General features: G+C 64.5%; 13 protein-coding genes. 7 read left to right on the top strand and 6 right to left on the bottom strand.

What is annotated here, in order from left to right:
• Positions 1 to 47 precede the first annotated feature (47 nt).
• Complete coding sequence (locus R3E77_02840) at positions 48 to 1,001, top strand: retropepsin-like aspartic protease (GenBank protein ID MEZ5498348.1); 954 nt, start codon at positions 48 to 50, stop codon at positions 999 to 1,001.
• Here the strand turns inward: R3E77_02840 and R3E77_02835 are convergent.
• Positions 998 to 2,398, bottom strand: coding sequence for a sulfotransferase (locus tag R3E77_02835; protein ID MEZ5498347.1), 1,401 nt, complete (start codon positions 2,396 to 2,398; stop codon positions 998 to 1,000). The genes R3E77_02840 and R3E77_02835 overlap by 4 nt on opposite strands.
• A gap of 12 nt (positions 2,399 to 2,410) precedes the next feature.
• Entirely contained in the window at positions 2,411 to 4,399 is a 1,989-nt protein-coding gene (locus R3E77_02830; protein MEZ5498346.1) for a sulfotransferase, read from the bottom strand.
• 358 nt (positions 4,400 to 4,757) lie between these two features.
• Between R3E77_02830 and R3E77_02825 the strand changes: the two genes are divergently transcribed.
• Together R3E77_02825 and R3E77_02820 are read left to right on the top strand one after the other, a co-directional pair.
• Positions 4,758 to 7,694: a TonB-dependent receptor gene (locus tag R3E77_02825; protein ID MEZ5498345.1), complete on the top strand. Its 2,937-nt coding sequence runs from the start codon at positions 4,758 to 4,760 to the stop codon at positions 7,692 to 7,694.
• A 118-nt stretch (positions 7,695 to 7,812) separates the two neighbouring features.
• A complete protein-coding gene (locus R3E77_02820) occupies positions 7,813 to 8,889 on the top strand; it encodes a hypothetical protein (protein MEZ5498344.1) in 1,077 nt (358 codons plus the stop codon).
• On the opposite strand, the gene R3E77_02815 is transcribed toward R3E77_02820, so the two are convergent.
• Positions 8,886 to 9,551, bottom strand: a complete 666-nt coding sequence (locus R3E77_02815; protein ID MEZ5498343.1) for a Fe2+-dependent dioxygenase — start codon at positions 9,549 to 9,551, stop codon at positions 8,886 to 8,888. The two genes, R3E77_02820 and R3E77_02815, sit on opposite strands and share 4 nt — an antisense overlap.
• Positions 9,552 to 9,675: 124 nt before the next feature.
• Between R3E77_02815 and R3E77_02810 the strand changes: the two genes are divergently transcribed.
• Both R3E77_02810 and R3E77_02805 read left to right on the top strand, forming a co-directional pair.
• Positions 9,676 to 10,863 carry an aspartyl/asparaginyl beta-hydroxylase domain-containing protein gene (locus R3E77_02810; GenBank protein MEZ5498342.1) on the top strand — a complete coding sequence of 396 codons (1,188 nt, stop codon included), beginning with the start codon at positions 9,676 to 9,678 and terminating at the stop codon, positions 10,861 to 10,863.
• A 31-nt stretch (positions 10,864 to 10,894) separates the two neighbouring features.
• A complete protein-coding gene (locus R3E77_02805) occupies positions 10,895 to 11,452 on the top strand; it encodes a hypothetical protein (protein MEZ5498341.1) in 558 nt (185 codons plus the stop codon).
• A gap of 7 nt (positions 11,453 to 11,459) precedes the next feature.
• Here the strand turns inward: R3E77_02805 and R3E77_02800 are convergent, their stop codons facing one another.
• Positions 11,460 to 12,194, bottom strand: a complete 735-nt coding sequence (locus tag R3E77_02800; protein MEZ5498340.1) for a hypothetical protein — start codon at positions 12,192 to 12,194, stop codon at positions 11,460 to 11,462.
• A gap of 3 nt (positions 12,195 to 12,197) precedes the next feature.
• Positions 12,198 to 12,515: a CPXCG motif-containing cysteine-rich protein gene (locus R3E77_02795; GenBank protein MEZ5498339.1), complete on the bottom strand. Its 318-nt coding sequence runs from the start codon at positions 12,513 to 12,515 to the stop codon at positions 12,198 to 12,200.
• 109 nt (positions 12,516 to 12,624) lie between these two features.
• On the opposite strand from R3E77_02795, the gene R3E77_02790 reads away from it, so the two are divergent.
• Positions 12,625 to 13,248, top strand: a complete 624-nt coding sequence (locus tag R3E77_02790) for a TonB family protein (GenBank protein MEZ5498338.1) — start codon at positions 12,625 to 12,627, stop codon at positions 13,246 to 13,248.
• A gap of 77 nt (positions 13,249 to 13,325) precedes the next feature.
• Positions 13,326 to 14,078 (top strand): peptidase, encoded by a 753-nt coding sequence (locus R3E77_02785; GenBank protein ID MEZ5498337.1) that lies wholly within the window; start codon positions 13,326 to 13,328, stop codon positions 14,076 to 14,078.
• Here R3E77_02785 and R3E77_02780 read toward each other — a convergent pair.
• A complete protein-coding gene (locus tag R3E77_02780; protein ID MEZ5498336.1) occupies positions 14,008 to 15,018 on the bottom strand; it encodes a putative zinc-binding metallopeptidase in 1,011 nt (336 codons plus the stop codon). The genes R3E77_02785 and R3E77_02780 overlap by 71 nt on opposite strands.
• Positions 15,019 to 15,020: the final 2 nt, after the last annotated feature.

Here is a 15,020-nt window from a genome sequence, read left to right as displayed (position 1 = left end):
GACCCGAGACCCGCAACCCTCGGCCCAAGCCCAAGGAGGCAACGATTTTGTTGCGCGGTAGCCCAGAGCGAACTCGCGTACCTGCCCACAAGTGGCGCTGCCTCGCCTTCATTGCCCTGGGTGCAGCACTCCTGCCGCTCGCCTCGGGCAACGGTAATGCCGCCGACGACGAAGCGCTGTACGCCGCACCGACGCGCATGGATCGCATCGGCCGGGTGGTCGCGCCGGTGATGATCAATGGCCGCGGACCGTTTCGCCTCGTGGTCGACACCGGCGCAAGTCATTCGACGTTGTCGCCCTCGCTGATGCAGGAACTCGGCCTAAGCGCCGAACCCGGCAACATGCTCAGCCTGACGGGCGTCACGGGCACGGCCGAAGTGCCCTATGTTAAGGTTGCGGAACTCACGGCCGGCGCGATCACCTTGCGCGACCAGAAACTGCCGGTCGTGTGGTCGCCGATCATGGGTGATACGGACGGCATACTCGGCGTCGCCAAGCTGACAAGCGCGCGCATCGAAGTCGATTTCGATACCGACCGCATTGCCATACGTACCCGCGCAGGTCGCGGCCCCGACGCCAAACTCTATCGGGTGCCGACTCGGCGCCTCGACAATGGCCTGCTGGTACTGAGCGCGAGCGTCGGCCGCGTAAAGACCTGGGCAGTGTTCGATACCGGCGCCGAGCGCACGCTCGGCAACAATGCACTGCGGGAGGCCTTGCGCGCGCGGGCGAGCGACTCCATCACGACGAGCCTTACGCCCGTGCTCGGCGCAACCCCCGATATTGCGATGGGCGAGCGGCTGCTCGCGCCCGCCATCGCGCTCGGCGGCTCGGTGCGCCTCGCCAACGCCGAAATCATCTTCGGCGACTTCAAGGTATTTCACAGCTGGAACATGCAGGATGAGCCGGCGCTGCTGCTCGGCATGGACATCATCGGCGTGATGCGCGCCTTCGCGGTCGACTTCGGTCGCAGTGAAATCTGGCTCGCGCCGGAGAGCTAATCCGGAAGCTCCACGCCTCCACTTCTCAGGATGTCGATCAGCGGCGCGAGTTGTTGCCGATAATGCCGCCAGCGACCCGATGACTCGGCGTGGATGGGTTCGCGCACCTGCCAGACGCTTGCCGTGCGCACGGCCGTGCGGGTCAGTTCGGGGCGCAGGCAGGCCGGATCGAAGCCGAGCCCACAGAATGCCAGCAGCTGCCTGACCTCAGGTTCAGGCTCGCGCACCAGAGCGTCGTAGTCGAGCTCCAGCATGCTCTCGCCATAGAGCGCCTTCCAGTGCGCCATCAATCGTCGATACTGCAGGTAGTAATGACCGATATCGGCCAGATCGAGCGCATAGCTCATGCGCTGATCGAGGTGCAGGAAGTACACCGACAGGCAGTTGTCGAGCGCATTGCGCAGGCTATGCACGATGCGCGCTTGTGGGAACAGCGTCTTGATGAGTCCGACATAAAAGAAATTATCCGGTCGCTTGTCGGTGATGAGCCTCGCGCCGGGAAAGAGCCGCCCGACCTGCGCCAGATAGTCGCGCGCCGCTTCGCGCAACAACTCGGTGCTCGCTGTAGCCAGGCTCTGCGGAAAGGGCGCGAACCGCGCCCGCACAAGCGCCGGCAGCAGGTTCAGTTCGCCGCCAGCCGTGACGTCCGGATGCGCGGCAAGGATCTGTTCGGACAGCGTCGAGCCAGAGCGGAACATGCCACAGATAAATACGGGCGGTGGCGATCGCGGGTCCGCCTCGAGCTGCCGATGCCCCGGCGGGAAGGCTGCGATGATGGCGTCGGTGAGCCGCTGCTGGACGGTGCCGTCATAGGCCGCGACCTCGCCGGCAGCGGCACGGCTGTCGCGGTTCGCCCGCGAATAGGTCCGGAAGGCGTTCGGGTAATCGCCGCCGGCATCGAGCCAGCGGCCCAGTGCAAATCCCAGGGTTGCGCGGTCGGCGGGTGACGTCGCGCCATCGGCGATGGCACTTGCCATGCGCTGCAGCAGCGGATTCGATAGTCCGTCGGGCCGGGTGAGCCCAGCGAGGCGCGCGAGTGCGATTGGCTGATCGGGGTTGCTCGCGAGAATGCGCTCGTAGCAATCCGCAGCTTGCTGACGCTGGCCGCGGTCCTCGTGCAGATTGCCGAGGTTCAGGAGCGCGGGCAGGTAACCCGGGTTGCAAGCGAGCGCGGCATTCAGTTCGCGCTCCGCCGAGACGCTGTCGCGAAGCCCGTCGGCGTAGATCACGGCGCGATTGAGATGGGCCTCTTCGGGGCGCGCCACCTTGAGCGCGATGGCCTTTGCGAACGATTCCAGTGCCGCATCGAGCCGACCTTCACTCCTCTGGATGCAGCCCAGTTCGTAGTTGAAATCCGCCGGCGGCAGAGCGCTCGCGAGCAGTTGCGCTCTATCCATGGTTCGCCGCGATCATCGCCCCAGGGTCAGCTGCCCGGTGGCCGGGTCGACTCCGGCTGCGCGCAGGGCGGCCTCGATGGCAGGAAGCTGCGACGCGTATTTTGCGAGCTGGTCATCGACCCCGCGCAACGGCGCACGCACATCGACGGCGCTCAAGGTGGTAATCGGACGCGCCGCCTGTCGATACTGCAGGCAGTCCTCGTGCCACGGGAGGCCGCAGGCAGCGAGGAGCGCGCGCGCGGCGGCGGGCAGATCCGCTAGCCAGTCCTCGTAGTTCACCTGGACCATGCGACCGGGAAATTGTTCTTCGAATGCCTGCAACAAGTGCTGGTGGTGCGCATACACGGCCGCGATATCGCTGAACTCATGCGCAAATGCCCAGTTGCGATGGAGCGGCTGGCGGTAGATCGACAGACAGTTTGCAACCGGGTTACGACGCAGGGCGATGATCACCGCATCCGGGAACAGATGCGCGATCAGGCCGATGGCCTCGAAATTGAACGGCTGCTTGTCGGTGAAACGATCGGCCGCTCCGAGATTTGGCAGACCGGCGTAATAGGTTTGGCGCGCGTCTGCCAGAAAGCGCGCGTCAATCTCGCGCCCCGCACCTGTCAGTGCGACCAATGCGTCCATGACCTGCGGCAAGGCCTGGCGCTCACCGCAACCCAATACCTGTGGATGAGCCGCGAGCACGGCTTCGATGAGCGTCGATCCATTCCGTGGCATGCCGACGATGAATATCGGTCGCGCGGGCGCAGGAGGAGCCTTCTCCACTGCGGGCAAGGACAGGCTGAGCAGCAGCTCACGGCGCCGCCCGAGCCCCTCGACACTGAACCCGCGCGCCAGGGCGCGGTCGCGCGCACGAGCCTGGCCATGCGCAGCCTCGAGCGCGGCGAATGCGGCCGCAGGCTCGCCGCCCGCCTCGTGGGCATGGGCGACTGCGAAACCCGCGGCGATGCGCACATCGACCGGTGCGCTCCGCATTGCGGCAATGCGCGAAAGGCCCGCGAGTTCGGCCTCACTCATGCGCCCGCGACGCAGGCGCGACAACGTAATGAGTGCAGCCGGATTGTCGCGCTCGAGTGCCAGGCAGCGCAGACAGTCGGCTTCCGCATCACCGAAGCGGCCAACATAGAGCGAGCGCAATGCCCGCGTCGTGAGGAGCCGCGCGTCCTCCGGGGCAAGCTCGCCGGCCTGCGCGAGTGCACCATCGGCGGCATCGACATCGAGCGCCTGCAGCGACCAGTTGGCAAAGGTCGTCAGGTCGGCCACATTCGGCGCTTCGAGCGCGAGCACGCGTCCGTAGGCGTTGGTCGCGTCGCGGAACCGGCCCATCTCGCCATGCAGACGGGCGAGCGAGCGCCAGGCCGCAGGATCGCCCGGCTGTTGACGCAGCCAGGCATCGACGCTGCTGGCATAGGCCGGCCAATCGCCCGTCAGGGCATGCAGGTCCGTCTGCAACGCGAGCAGGCGCGTATCGCCTGCAAATTGCTCGGCGAGCCGATCGAGCAATTCCTGGGCGCGACCGAGCTCACCGCGCTGCATTTCCAGCGATATGAGTTTGAGCGCGGGCTCGAGGCCCTTGGGCGCCAGCATGCGCGCCTGTGTCCAGGCTTCACGGGCGCTGTTGAGGTCATTGAGACGCATCGCCACATCGCCGCTGCGGTCCCAGGCCCGCACGTGGCCCGGGTCGCGCATCAACACGGCGCGAAACTCCTGCTGGGCTCTTGCGAACTCGCCGAGCCGCACCAGCCCCTCGGCGAGGTTCATCCGAAAACCGATTTGCTCCGGCTCGAGTTCCACCGCCCGTTGCAGGAAACCGAGCGCGTGTTCGCGCCACTCGCTCTGGGCAAGCGCAGAGCCCAGAAGGCTCGCGACCTCGGCGTCCTCGGGTTCCAGCTCGATGGCGGCGCGAAACGCCGTCAGCGCCTCGGGAATCCGGCCCTGCTGGTGCGCGGTGAGACCCTGATCGAGCAGCAGGCGGAAATCTTCGTTGGCCATGGCCGGCATTTAAACCGATATCCGTGTCGAACTGGGGGCGCGACCTTAGCATGTCGACGGGTGTTCTGTTGCGAATCAGCCACAGATCGGCGGCAAATTGCCCCGGTTCGGCGGCTCGCCAAGCAGTTCGTCCCATCCGGCATGCCGCGTCACGGTTACGTCCCACGACTGTTGCGTCGCCGGTTGTGTCAATTTTGCCACAAACGCTTGCGGAGCGGGCATTTATTGCTATCATGCGCGCCACTTGAAAAGTCCCCGGGGACCGTCCGAGTCCGCTTTGCGTGGCTCTTGCGGTCAACTGAATCAGTTTCGAAACAAAAAATTCATGAACGGTCCCGCCGTTCGCAGGAGGAAGGAAATGGATCAACAGAATCAGGTTGCCCGCGCAGTCCGCCAGGCACTCATGCTGAGTGCGGTAGCGGCCGGTGTGGCGTCGCCTGCACTTGCCCAGGACCAGGACCAGGACAGCCTGGAAACGGTCGTCGTCACAGGTTCACGCATTTCGCAACCGAATCTGACGACCACCAGCCCGGTCACGCAAGTCACCGATGCCGACGTCAAGCTGCAAGGTGTAACGCGCGTTGAAGACCTCATCAATCAGCTGCCGCAGGCCTTCGCTGCGCAGAATTCGACCGTATCGAACGGCGCCACCGGCACAGCGACGATCAGCCTGCGTAACCTGGGCTCGCGTCGCACCCTGGTGCTGGTTGATGGCCGCCGCCTGCCCTATGGCGATGCCAACAACTCGGCCGGCGATTTGAACGAAATCCCGACCAGCATGGTCGAGCGCGTCGAAGTGCTCACCGGCGGCGCCTCTGCGGTCTACGGCTCGGACGCGATCGCGGGTGTCGTCAACTTCATCATGAAGAAGAACTTCGAAGGCGTGGAGTTCAGCGGCCAGTACGGCTTCTACTCGCACAGCAACGGTTATGGCGGCCCCGGCGCTGTGCCGCTGCGCGACGTGATCGCCGGTCGCGGTGTCACGAATCCGTCGCAGTTCCAGCTGCCCGAGGACAACGTCAACGTCGGCTACAGCCGCGAAGGCTCGATGCTGGTCGGTGTCGGCACTCCCGATGGCCGCGGCAACATCACGGCCTATGCGACCTATCGCCGCAACGATCCCATCCTGCAGGCGAGCTACGACTACTCCTCTTGCTCGTTGGGAAGCGCTACGGGCGCATCGTTCACCTGCGGCGGTTCGAGCACGGCTTACCCCGGTCGTTTCACGGACTTCGCAACGTTTGACTTCACGCTCGATCCCGCCACGGGCGATACCTTCCAGCCCTGGAACGGTAACCGCGATCAGTACAACTTCGGCCCGCTCAACTACTTCCAGCGACCGGACACCCGCTACACCGTGGGCGCCATGGGCCACTACGAGATCAACGAGAATGCGGACGTGTACACGCAGATCATGTACGCCGACAACCGCACCATCGCCCAGATCGCGCCCAGCGGTAACTTTTTCGTCACCGGCACCATCAACTGCGGCAATCCGCTGTTGTCGGCTTCGCAGGCGGCGGATATCGGTTGCTCGGCAGCCAACATTGCAGCCGATGACATCACCTCGATGTACATCGGTCGCCGCAATGTCGAAGGCGGCGGTCGCCGTTACGACTTCCACTCGACATCGCTGCGCGCTGTCGGTGGTGTCAAGGGCGCCATGGCGGAAGGCTGGGACTACGACATCAGCGCCCAGTTCTCCCGCAAGAGCATGGACCTGTTCCAGACCAACGACTTCTCCTCGCGTCGGTTGCGAAATGCCCTCGACGTAGTCGACGTCGGTGGCGTGCCGACCTGCCGTTCGGTGGTCAATGGCACAGATCCGAACTGTGTGCCCTACAACATTTTCTCGATCGGTGGCGTAACCCAGGCGGCGACGGATTACCTCCAGGTGCCGACGCTGGCCCAGACGGTCATCGACCAGAACATCGTCAACGCAACCGTCACCGGCGACCTCGGCAACTTCGGCTGGAAGAGCCCGGCCGCCGCCGAGTCGATGAAGGTCGCCATCGGTGTCGAGTATCGTCGCGACAAACTGCAGTTTGCTCCTGACGAGCTGATTGCAACGGCGGATCCGGCAGGTGCCGGCGGCCCGCAGCTGCCCGTGTCGGGCGCGGTCGACGTGAAGGAAATCTTCATGGAAGGCCGCATTCCACTCGTACAGGATCATCCCGGTGCGCAGCAGCTCGGCCTGGACATCGCCTATCGCTACTCCGATTACGGCGGTGGCATTTCCACCAACACCTGGAAAATCGGTGGCGACTGGGCGCCTGTGCAGGACGTCCGCTTCCGTGCCAGCTTCCAGCGTGCCATCCGAGCGGCGAACATCCTCGAGTTGTTCACCGCACAGGGCTTCAACCTGTTCGACATGAACGGCGATCCCTGTGGCGCCGCGGCGCCCAACCCGAATGCCACGCTTGCCAAGTGCGTCGCGACGGGCGTGCCGACCGCCCAATTCGGCTCGGCCGCACTCGACAGCCCGGCGGGTCAGTACAACTTCCTCCAGGGCGGCAACCCGTCCCTGGACCCGGAAGAGTCCGACACGCTGACCTTCGGCGTGGTGTTCACGCCGACCTTCGCCCCGGGCCTGTACGCCTCGGTCGACTACTACGACATCAAGATCGACAAGACCATCTCGACCTTTGGTGCCGAAAACACCCTGAACGCCTGCTACAACAACGACGATGCGGCTGCCTGCTCGCGCATTGTGCGCAATGCACTGGGCCAGCTGTGGGTCGGGTCCGGCAACGTGCAGGATCTCAACATCAACATCGGCTCATTGAAGACCAAGGGTTTCGACCTGCAGCTCGGTTACTCGGGCCTCGAGATCGGCCGTGCCGGCAAGCTGAACTTCAGCCTGCAGGGCACGCATGCGCAGGAACTCATCACGGAACCGGGCCCCGGCCTGGCACCGTATGACTGCGTAGGCCAGTTCTCGTCATCCTGCGGAACGCCGACACCGAAGTGGCGCCATCGTGCACGCATCGGCTGGGCGACCCCCTGGGATGGCATCGATCTGGCCCTCACCTGGCGCTACATCGGGTCGGTTGAATTGTTCAACAATACGGCCACCCGCCTCGATAGCAGCTTCAGTTCGTTCAACTACTTCGATCTGACCGGCTCCTGGGCCGTGAACGACAAGGTCGATGTGCGCTTGGGCATCAACAACATCACGGACAAGGATCCGCCGCTGAGCGCGAGCGTGGGTACCACGGGTAACGGCAATACCTACCCGCAGTCCTACGAAGCCCTCGGCCGGTTCTTCTTCACCAACGTGTCGGTGAAGTTCTGATCGTCCGCTAAGTAAGGTCCCAAAGACCGACGGCGGCCCCCGCAAGGAGGCCGCCGTTTTTTTTGGGGCGTCGGTCGATGATGTTAGGCTCAGGCTTTACTTCGCGCCCGCGCCACCCATGAATACCAACTCATCCGATGCGCTAGCTCGTGACCTGCTCGAGCGCCTCGCGCGCACGCCGGACGTCTGGCCTCACAATGTCGATGTCGTACGTCAGGCCATATTGCTGATCGCGCTCAAGGCTGACGATTACCGCCAACAGAGTTTCCTCGACGACCGCATGCTGCGACACGACCTGCGCGGCAGCTGGGTGCCGCTGGCTGCGGCTGCAGAAGCGATTGATCGCGGGGTGCCTGCCCGGCCGCTGCACTTCATTTTTCACACCGGCCATGTCGGCTCGACCTTGCTGAGCCGGCTGCTCGATGAAACCGGCGCCGTACTGGGACTGCGCGAACCGCAATCGCTCCGCACGCTCGCGGATCTTCACGACCACCTGGGCGGGCCGGACTCGTTGCTGAGCAATGCTGGCTACATGGCCCTGCTGCGGCTGTTTCTCAAGGCCTGGCAGCGTGGCTATGGCGACACCCGGGCCGTGCTCGTCAAGGCGACCAGCAGCGCGGGGCGCCTGGCGCCGACGCTGCTCGAGGAATCTCCGCCAGCGCGCGCGGTGTACCTCAACCTCAAGGCCGAGCCCTATCTGGCGACTTTGCTCGGCGGCGCCAATTCGGCGCTCGACCTGCGTGGTCACGGGCCGGCACGCATGCGCCGACTGGTACAGGCGCTGCATGCACCGGTCGCGCCGCTTCATGGCTTGTCGGTCGGCGAGCTGGCCGCCATGAGCTGGCTCACCGAGACACTGAGCGAGCTGCAATGCCTGGAGGGCTTTGCCGGCAGGGTACGAGCGGTTGACTTCGATGATCTGCTCGCGAACCTGGCCGCTGAGCTGCGAACGATCCTAGATCATTTTGGTCTGCCAACCGATGCGCAGGTGCTCGCTCGCGTTGCCGCAAGCCCGGCCCTGACACGCTATTCGAAAGCGCCCGAGCACGCGTATTCACCGGCATTGCGGCGCGAGATACTGGACGATGCGCGACGTGCGCATCGCGACGAAATCCGCCGCGGCCTCGCGTGGCTCGAGAAGCTTGCCAGGAGCGAGCCCCGGGTCGCGCGGGTATTCCCGAACGGCCTTGCCTAGGTCGTCGACCACATGCGCAGCAGATTCTGCCGCACGACATCGAGCCGTACCCGGCTCTCCCACTGCATATTGTTGCCTTCAATTGCCGCGAGTTCGTTCAGCTCATAGACCTGCTGGCGCTGGAACTGATCGGCAATGAAACTCTCGATGAATGTGATCGACACCAGCCTCTGGCCGTCGCGCACGGCCACGACTTCGTGCAAGGTCGTTGACGGATAGACGATCGCCTCGCCAGCCTGTCCTTTGAAGGGCAATGCCTGGTTGCCAAGCACGATGGACAACTCGCCGCCGTCGTAGCTCGACGGATCGTTGATGAACACAGTGCACGACAAGTCCGAGCGCAAGCGGGCGTTGCCAATCTGCAGGATGGCGGCGTCCGCATGCGCACCGTACTGCATGGCAGCGTCATAACGGCACAGGAGCGGAGGCGCCAGGCGCTTCGGCATGGCGAAGTCGACGAATTCGCGCGACCGCCACAGCGCAGCGTTGACGATCTGCACGGACTCGGCGTAGCGGCTGTCCTGGGTATCGATCTGCAGATTGTTCTTGGTCGTGTTCGCAGGGTTCGACACCCGCCCCTCGACGAACGGCAGCTCGTGGGACAGTTGCCGCAGGCGATCGGTCTCGGTCGCATTCAGCAGGTTCTTGATTTTGAGAAACACGTTCAGGCCCCGCCTGGCACAGGCCGGACTAACACGCGGTCCGGCCGAGAGCTCAAGGATACACGGCGGCAAGCGGGCACGCGATGCGTCATAATTGGAGTTTCCGCCGCGCGGCTCAACCAACGTGAACGAAACGCGACCACTCGACGACGCCACCCGGCAGCTCCAGGCGGGCACGGACGCGCTGCGCCGCGGCGATGCGCGCGCGGCACGGGCGCATCTGCTGCAGGCATTGGAATCGGGGCGCCGCGACGCCACCGTCTTCGTCGGGCTCGCCTACGCCAGTCTCGCGCTCAACGACCATGAGGCGAAGATGGCCGCCGTCGAGCAGCTGCTCGCGATCGAGCCGCGCAACATCCGTGGCCTCATGTTGAAGGGCGATCACCTCCTGCGTCAGGGCGATGGCCGCTCCGCCGTACCGTTCTATCAGGCCGCTCTGCAAAGCGCCGCGGACGAACGCACGCTGCCGGCGGATCTCAAGCCGGAGCTGGAGCGCGCGCAACAGATGACCGAACGCTACCTGGCCGAGTACCAGGACCATCTTGCCTCCGCACTGCGCGAGCGCGGTTTCGATCCGGCGCGGGCCAGCCCGCGTTTCACCCAGTCGCTCGAACTGCTGCTCGGGCGCAAGCAGGTCTATGTACAGCAACCGCGCTACTTCTATTTTCCCGAGCTGCCACAGATCCAGTTCTACGACCGCCAACGGTTTCCGTGGCTGGATGAGCTCGAGAGCGCGACCGACGACATTCGCGATGAGCTGCTCGAATTGATGAAAAGCCCGCAGGATTTCGCGCCCTACGTGCAGAGCAAGACCGATCGGCCGAACAAATCGCAGCAGGGCATGCGCGACAATCCCGACTGGAGCGCGGCCTACCTCATCAAGCACGGTGCGGAGGTGACGCCAAACGCCGAGCGCTGCCCCCGGACCATGGCGGCGCTAGCCAACGCGCCGTTGGCGCGCGTACCGCAGCGCTCACCGTCCGTTTTGTTTTCGGTGCTCACAGGCGGCACCCGCATACCGCCGCACAACGGCATCGTGAACACGCGCCTCATCTGCCACCTGCCGCTCATTGTCCCGGGCCGCTGCGTGTTCCGGGTCGGCAACGACGTGCGCGAATGGCAATACGGCAAGGCCTGGGTTTTCGACGATACGATCGAGCACGAGGCCGTCAATACGACCAGCGAGACGCGCGTCATCCTGTTGTTCGATATCTGGCGCCCCGAACTGACCGAAGAGGAGCGCGCCCTCGTGACGGCGCTGTTCGAATCCATCGATGCCTATAGCGGCAAACGGCCCGACTGGACCATCTGATGCGCGCGTTGCCACCACTCCTGGAGATCACATGATGCACCGTCCTATTGAACGCATCGCCACCCTTGCGATCCTGGCCTGGAGCATGGCCGGCTCATCCGTGGTTCTCGCCGATGAGCTGCCGCCGGCTTTGCGGGCCTGCGCTGCCGAACCGGATTCGCTCAAACGCCTCAACTGCTACGACCGCGAAGTCGCGCGCGCAGGTGGCGGCTTGACCAAGTCCGATGCGGCCTCTGCGGCAGACCAGGCGCGCGACGCAACACCGGCCGTGCCCGCGGCACCTGCCACGCCGGCAACACCTGAGGAACGCTTCGGCTATCGCGGCGAGATCACCAAGGAAGCGGTGCAGCGCGAAAAGGAAAAAGCACCGTCGCTCGAGTCATTGACCGCCAAGGTCACGGACATCGGTCGACGGCCGCGCGGCGAGATGGTGGTAACGCTCGAAAATGGCCAGGTGTGGGTGCAGAAGTTCGTCGATGCGCGCTTTCAGCTCGAAGAAGGCGATACGGTCGAGATCAAGGCCGCATCGCTCGGATCATTCCTGATGGTACATGGCAAGCATTCGACCCGCGTCAGTCGCGTGCGTTGAAGCGCCCTCAAGGGCGCGTGCGGGTCCAGCCCCCGATCACGCCTCGCGGCTTGTCCCGAAGCGCCACCGGCACCAGCTGGCCGTCTTCGAGCCGGGCGAAAGGCGTGCCATTTACGGCCGCGACCGTACCCTCGCACAACTCCAGCGCCGGCAGCGGTGGTAGACGCGCTTCGCTTGCGGGAATGGTGACGGTAATGTTGTCCGCCGCGATGCCGAGCGCCCCGGACAATCGCGCCACAAGCGCGCGCAACTCGCTCGCCATGTCATCGCGCAGCTTCGGATCGCGCGTCAGGAAATAGCTCGCGAGGTAGCGAGCCACCGGCGATGCCTTGGCGGTCTCGCGATTGATCAACTCCTGCTCGTTGGTGATCGAAAGCACCGATGTGCTTGCGAGATAGTCGAGGAAGTCCGTCGGCAACTGTGGTTCGTCCATGCGCGGCGCCGAGGTGCGCACCTCCAGCCCTTCCGGCGCGCGGATGATCTCGATGTCATCGAGCGGCAGCTCGAAACTGAGCTTGGCAGGCCAGGCAACGAACAGCTCCGGATTGATACCGGGCACCTCCGGGCAGGCGCGATACCAGACGGCGATGCTGCGCTCGTGCTCGATGATGCCCTGGGTGCGAATCTCGGTCACCATGATGCGCACCGGGTCCTGTGCCTGCGCGGCGCTGCGCTCCAGCCACCATCGGGTAGCAATGATCCCGGCCAGCAATGCGAGCACGAATATGAGCAATGATTTCATGTGCTATTGATCGAGGCGCCTGGCATTGATCGAGGCCAGCGCTCCGTCGGCGTCCAGTTCGATGACGAACTCGAGCGGCTGGCAGCAGACCTGGCAGTCCTCGATATAGCAGCTATCGCCGGCCGTGAGATCGATCGCGACCTCATAGTGCTGCCAGCAGTGCGGGCACTGCACTGCGCCTACGGCACGCAATGCCGAACGCCGGTGATCGGGCACGGGCTCATATACGGGCTCGAGCCCGTAGAGCTTGTCGATATGTTCCGGATCCAGGCTCAGGATGGAGTGACGCAATTGCTCGAGCATGGACTTTGGCGCGGCCATCACCCGAGTCTACACCCTCGTGAACAGCCACTTAACCCCACCGGGACTGGCCGGCCGTTTCAAGGCTGAAGGCCTGGTGCCCGACCAGGTCATGTGACGGAGGGAGCCCATGGACAGCCAATCGCCATTGGCCTTGCGCCGCTCGCCTGCGGCAATGCTCGGCGTCGCCGCGGCCCACGGTCTGCTGATCATCGCGCTGATGAATGTCCTCGACGTACGCGATGGACTGCACGCGCCGGAACCGATGCAATGGACGGTGATCGCGGAACCGCCCGCGCCGACCGAAACGCCGCCGCCATCCGCGCCAAGCACCGACTGGACGCCGACATTCGAGCGACTGCCGCCACCAGAGCCATTGCAACTGGCGCAGGACGACATGCCGCCGCCACTCGACCAGGACGGCAGCATCAGTCCGGGTGGCGATGCCATGGGCCCCACAGCAATCGCCCCGACTTCAGTGCGCGCCGATCCGCGCTTTCCGTTGACACAGCCGCCCTATCCATCGCAGGAGGTGCGCATGGGGCATGAAGGCGCGGTCAATGTCGCCGTGCTGGTAGGTGTCGAAGGACGCGTGCTCGAGGCAAGGGTATCGCGCTCGAGCGGCTATGCGGCCCTCGACGAGGCGGCGCTGCGCGAAGCAAGGCGCAACTGGCGCTTCCTGGCGGCGACTGCGGACGGCAACGCCATCGCCGCCTGGCATGAGGTGCGGGTGGTGTTCCGCCTCGATCGCTAGAACGCAGCTCACAGTCCCGGCCGGATTTGCTCCGGCCGGGGTTCTGCTTGCGTGTCGATTCGCATAGTATCGCCGCCATGACCTATTGCCTGGCCATATCAGTCGAACAGGGCCTCGTGCTGGCTTCGGACTCGCGCACCAATGCGGGCCCCGACCGCATCAGTACCTTCAGCAAGATGCACCGCTTCCTCGGTGACGGCCAGCGCGCATTCACGCTGCTGTCGGCCGGCAATCTCGCAACCTCGCAGGCGGTCGTCACCCAGGTGCGCCGCGATCTCGAGCAGAGTGCCGAACGCAGCCTGGCCACTGTGCCGCATCTGTCCGACGCGGCCGAATACATCGGCATGCTCAATGTCGCCGAAACGCGCAAGCACAAGCGCGAAGGCGACAGCGACTTCAAACCGGAGGCCACGTTCGTCCTCGGGGCCGAGATCGCGGGTCGCAATCCGGACATATTCCTCATCTACCCCGAGGGCAATTACATTCGCGCCTCGGCGCACACGCCGTATCTGCAGGCGGGCGAGGTCAAGTATGGCAAGCCCATACTCGATCGCATCGTGCGGCCGGACCTGTCGCTCGAAGATGCCGCGCGTTGCGCACTCGTTTCCATGGACTCGACCATGCGCAGCAATGCAACCGTCGGGCCGCCGATCGAGCTCGCCATCTGCGAGGCGCGCCTGATGAATGGCGGCCGTCACCTCATACTGGATGAAGACGACGAATACCTGAGGGCCCTGCGCCAGGCCTGGCACGCAGGGCTCAAGAGCGCGTTCGATCGCCTGCCCAGGCTGCCCGCTGCGCCACCAAAGATGCGACTTGTCGATGGATGAAGCGCAATCTCGCTGCGACAGGCGCTGACAGCACAAAGGGATAGACGTCCTCGCCGCCAAGGCTGCGGTTCATTTCATTGAGCGGTATCGCCAACGCGACCCAGTCATCAACCCAGTCCCCCGACGTCGTCGTGACCAGGCCCCAGGCAGTGGCCGTCTCGAGTCCATCCTGGATGTGCAGGTAATGCGCCCATGATTCGGCCCAGTCCTCATGCGGATGAGCGCTCGCATAGGTCGTGATGTAGTCCTCGTTGATGGCTACGGGCTGCGGCCGCGCATAGTAGCGATCGAGAGCACTCTTGTAGTCCGCGCTTTCATCGCCGAAGAGCTGTCGAAATTGCACGAGCGCATCGCCGCTGATCAGACGCGGGAAGAAGAAATGCCCGCTCTCGTGACGAAAGTGGCCTAGCAGGGTGCGGTAGCGTTCGCCCATTTGCTCGCGTACCGCGTGCCGCTGCGGGTGATCAGCCTCCGCGACATTGATGGTGATGACGCCGGCAACATGGCCGATGGTCACGAACGGCTCCAGCACCTGCGGGTTGCTGCGCTGGTCCTCGAGGAACTCGAAGCGCAACGCGACCGAGCCGCTGACTGCTGCCAGCGGCAGCCGCAGGCGCAGCAGATCATAGAGCAGCCTGCGCTTGGCCTGTTCGAGTCGACTCCAGAGCAGGAGGTTCCTGCCAACCGTCAGGTTGGGAATGACCGCATTCATGCGACAGGCAAAACACAGTTCACTGTCATCGTCCGCCGCCACCAGCCAGTTGCAATTGCCATAGGCGATGCGGTTCGCACAATGGCGAAAACCATCGGGCGGATCCGCCGGCGGGAACGAACACATGGCCAGTCGGCGTTGGTCGAAGCCGAGTTCCGCGTGACAGGCGCCGCAGGAGTAGTTCTCGAAAAACACGCCGTGGCCGCAGCCACAATGAAAGCGACGCATGG

The organism is Steroidobacteraceae bacterium, from assembly GCA_041395505.1.
In the GTDB taxonomy this organism is placed as follows: Bacteria; Pseudomonadota; Gammaproteobacteria; order Steroidobacterales; family Steroidobacteraceae; genus JAWLAG01.
Note: the sequence above shows the minus strand (reverse complement) of the source record. Positions and strands in the feature narration are given on the sequence as shown.

What these genes read in the sequence shown, in the direction of transcription:
- R3E77_02835 (MEZ5498347.1), bottom strand. Translation starts at nt 2,398, where the DNA reads ATGGATAGAGCGCAACTGCTCGCGAGCGCTCTGCCGCCGGCGGATTTC.
- R3E77_02830 (MEZ5498346.1), bottom strand. Translation starts at nt 4,399, where the DNA reads ATGGCCAACGAAGATTTCCGCCTGCTGCTCGATCAGGGTCTCACCGCG.
- R3E77_02825 (MEZ5498345.1), top strand. Translation starts at nt 4,758, where the DNA reads ATGGATCAACAGAATCAGGTTGCCCGCGCAGTCCGCCAGGCACTCATG.
- R3E77_02820 (MEZ5498344.1), top strand. Translation starts at nt 7,813, where the DNA reads ATGAATACCAACTCATCCGATGCGCTAGCTCGTGACCTGCTCGAGCGC.
- R3E77_02805 (MEZ5498341.1), top strand. Translation starts at nt 10,895, where the DNA reads ATGATGCACCGTCCTATTGAACGCATCGCCACCCTTGCGATCCTGGCC.
- R3E77_02800 (MEZ5498340.1), bottom strand. Translation starts at nt 12,194, where the DNA reads ATGAAATCATTGCTCATATTCGTGCTCGCATTGCTGGCCGGGATCATT.
- R3E77_02795 (MEZ5498339.1), bottom strand. Translation starts at nt 12,515, where the DNA reads ATGGCCGCGCCAAAGTCCATGCTCGAGCAATTGCGTCACTCCATCCTG.
- R3E77_02790 (MEZ5498338.1), top strand. Translation starts at nt 12,625, where the DNA reads ATGGACAGCCAATCGCCATTGGCCTTGCGCCGCTCGCCTGCGGCAATG.
- R3E77_02785 (MEZ5498337.1), top strand. Translation starts at nt 13,326, where the DNA reads ATGACCTATTGCCTGGCCATATCAGTCGAACAGGGCCTCGTGCTGGCT.
- R3E77_02780 (MEZ5498336.1), bottom strand. Translation starts at nt 15,018, where the DNA reads ATGCGTCGCTTTCATTGTGGCTGCGGCCACGGCGTGTTTTTCGAGAAC.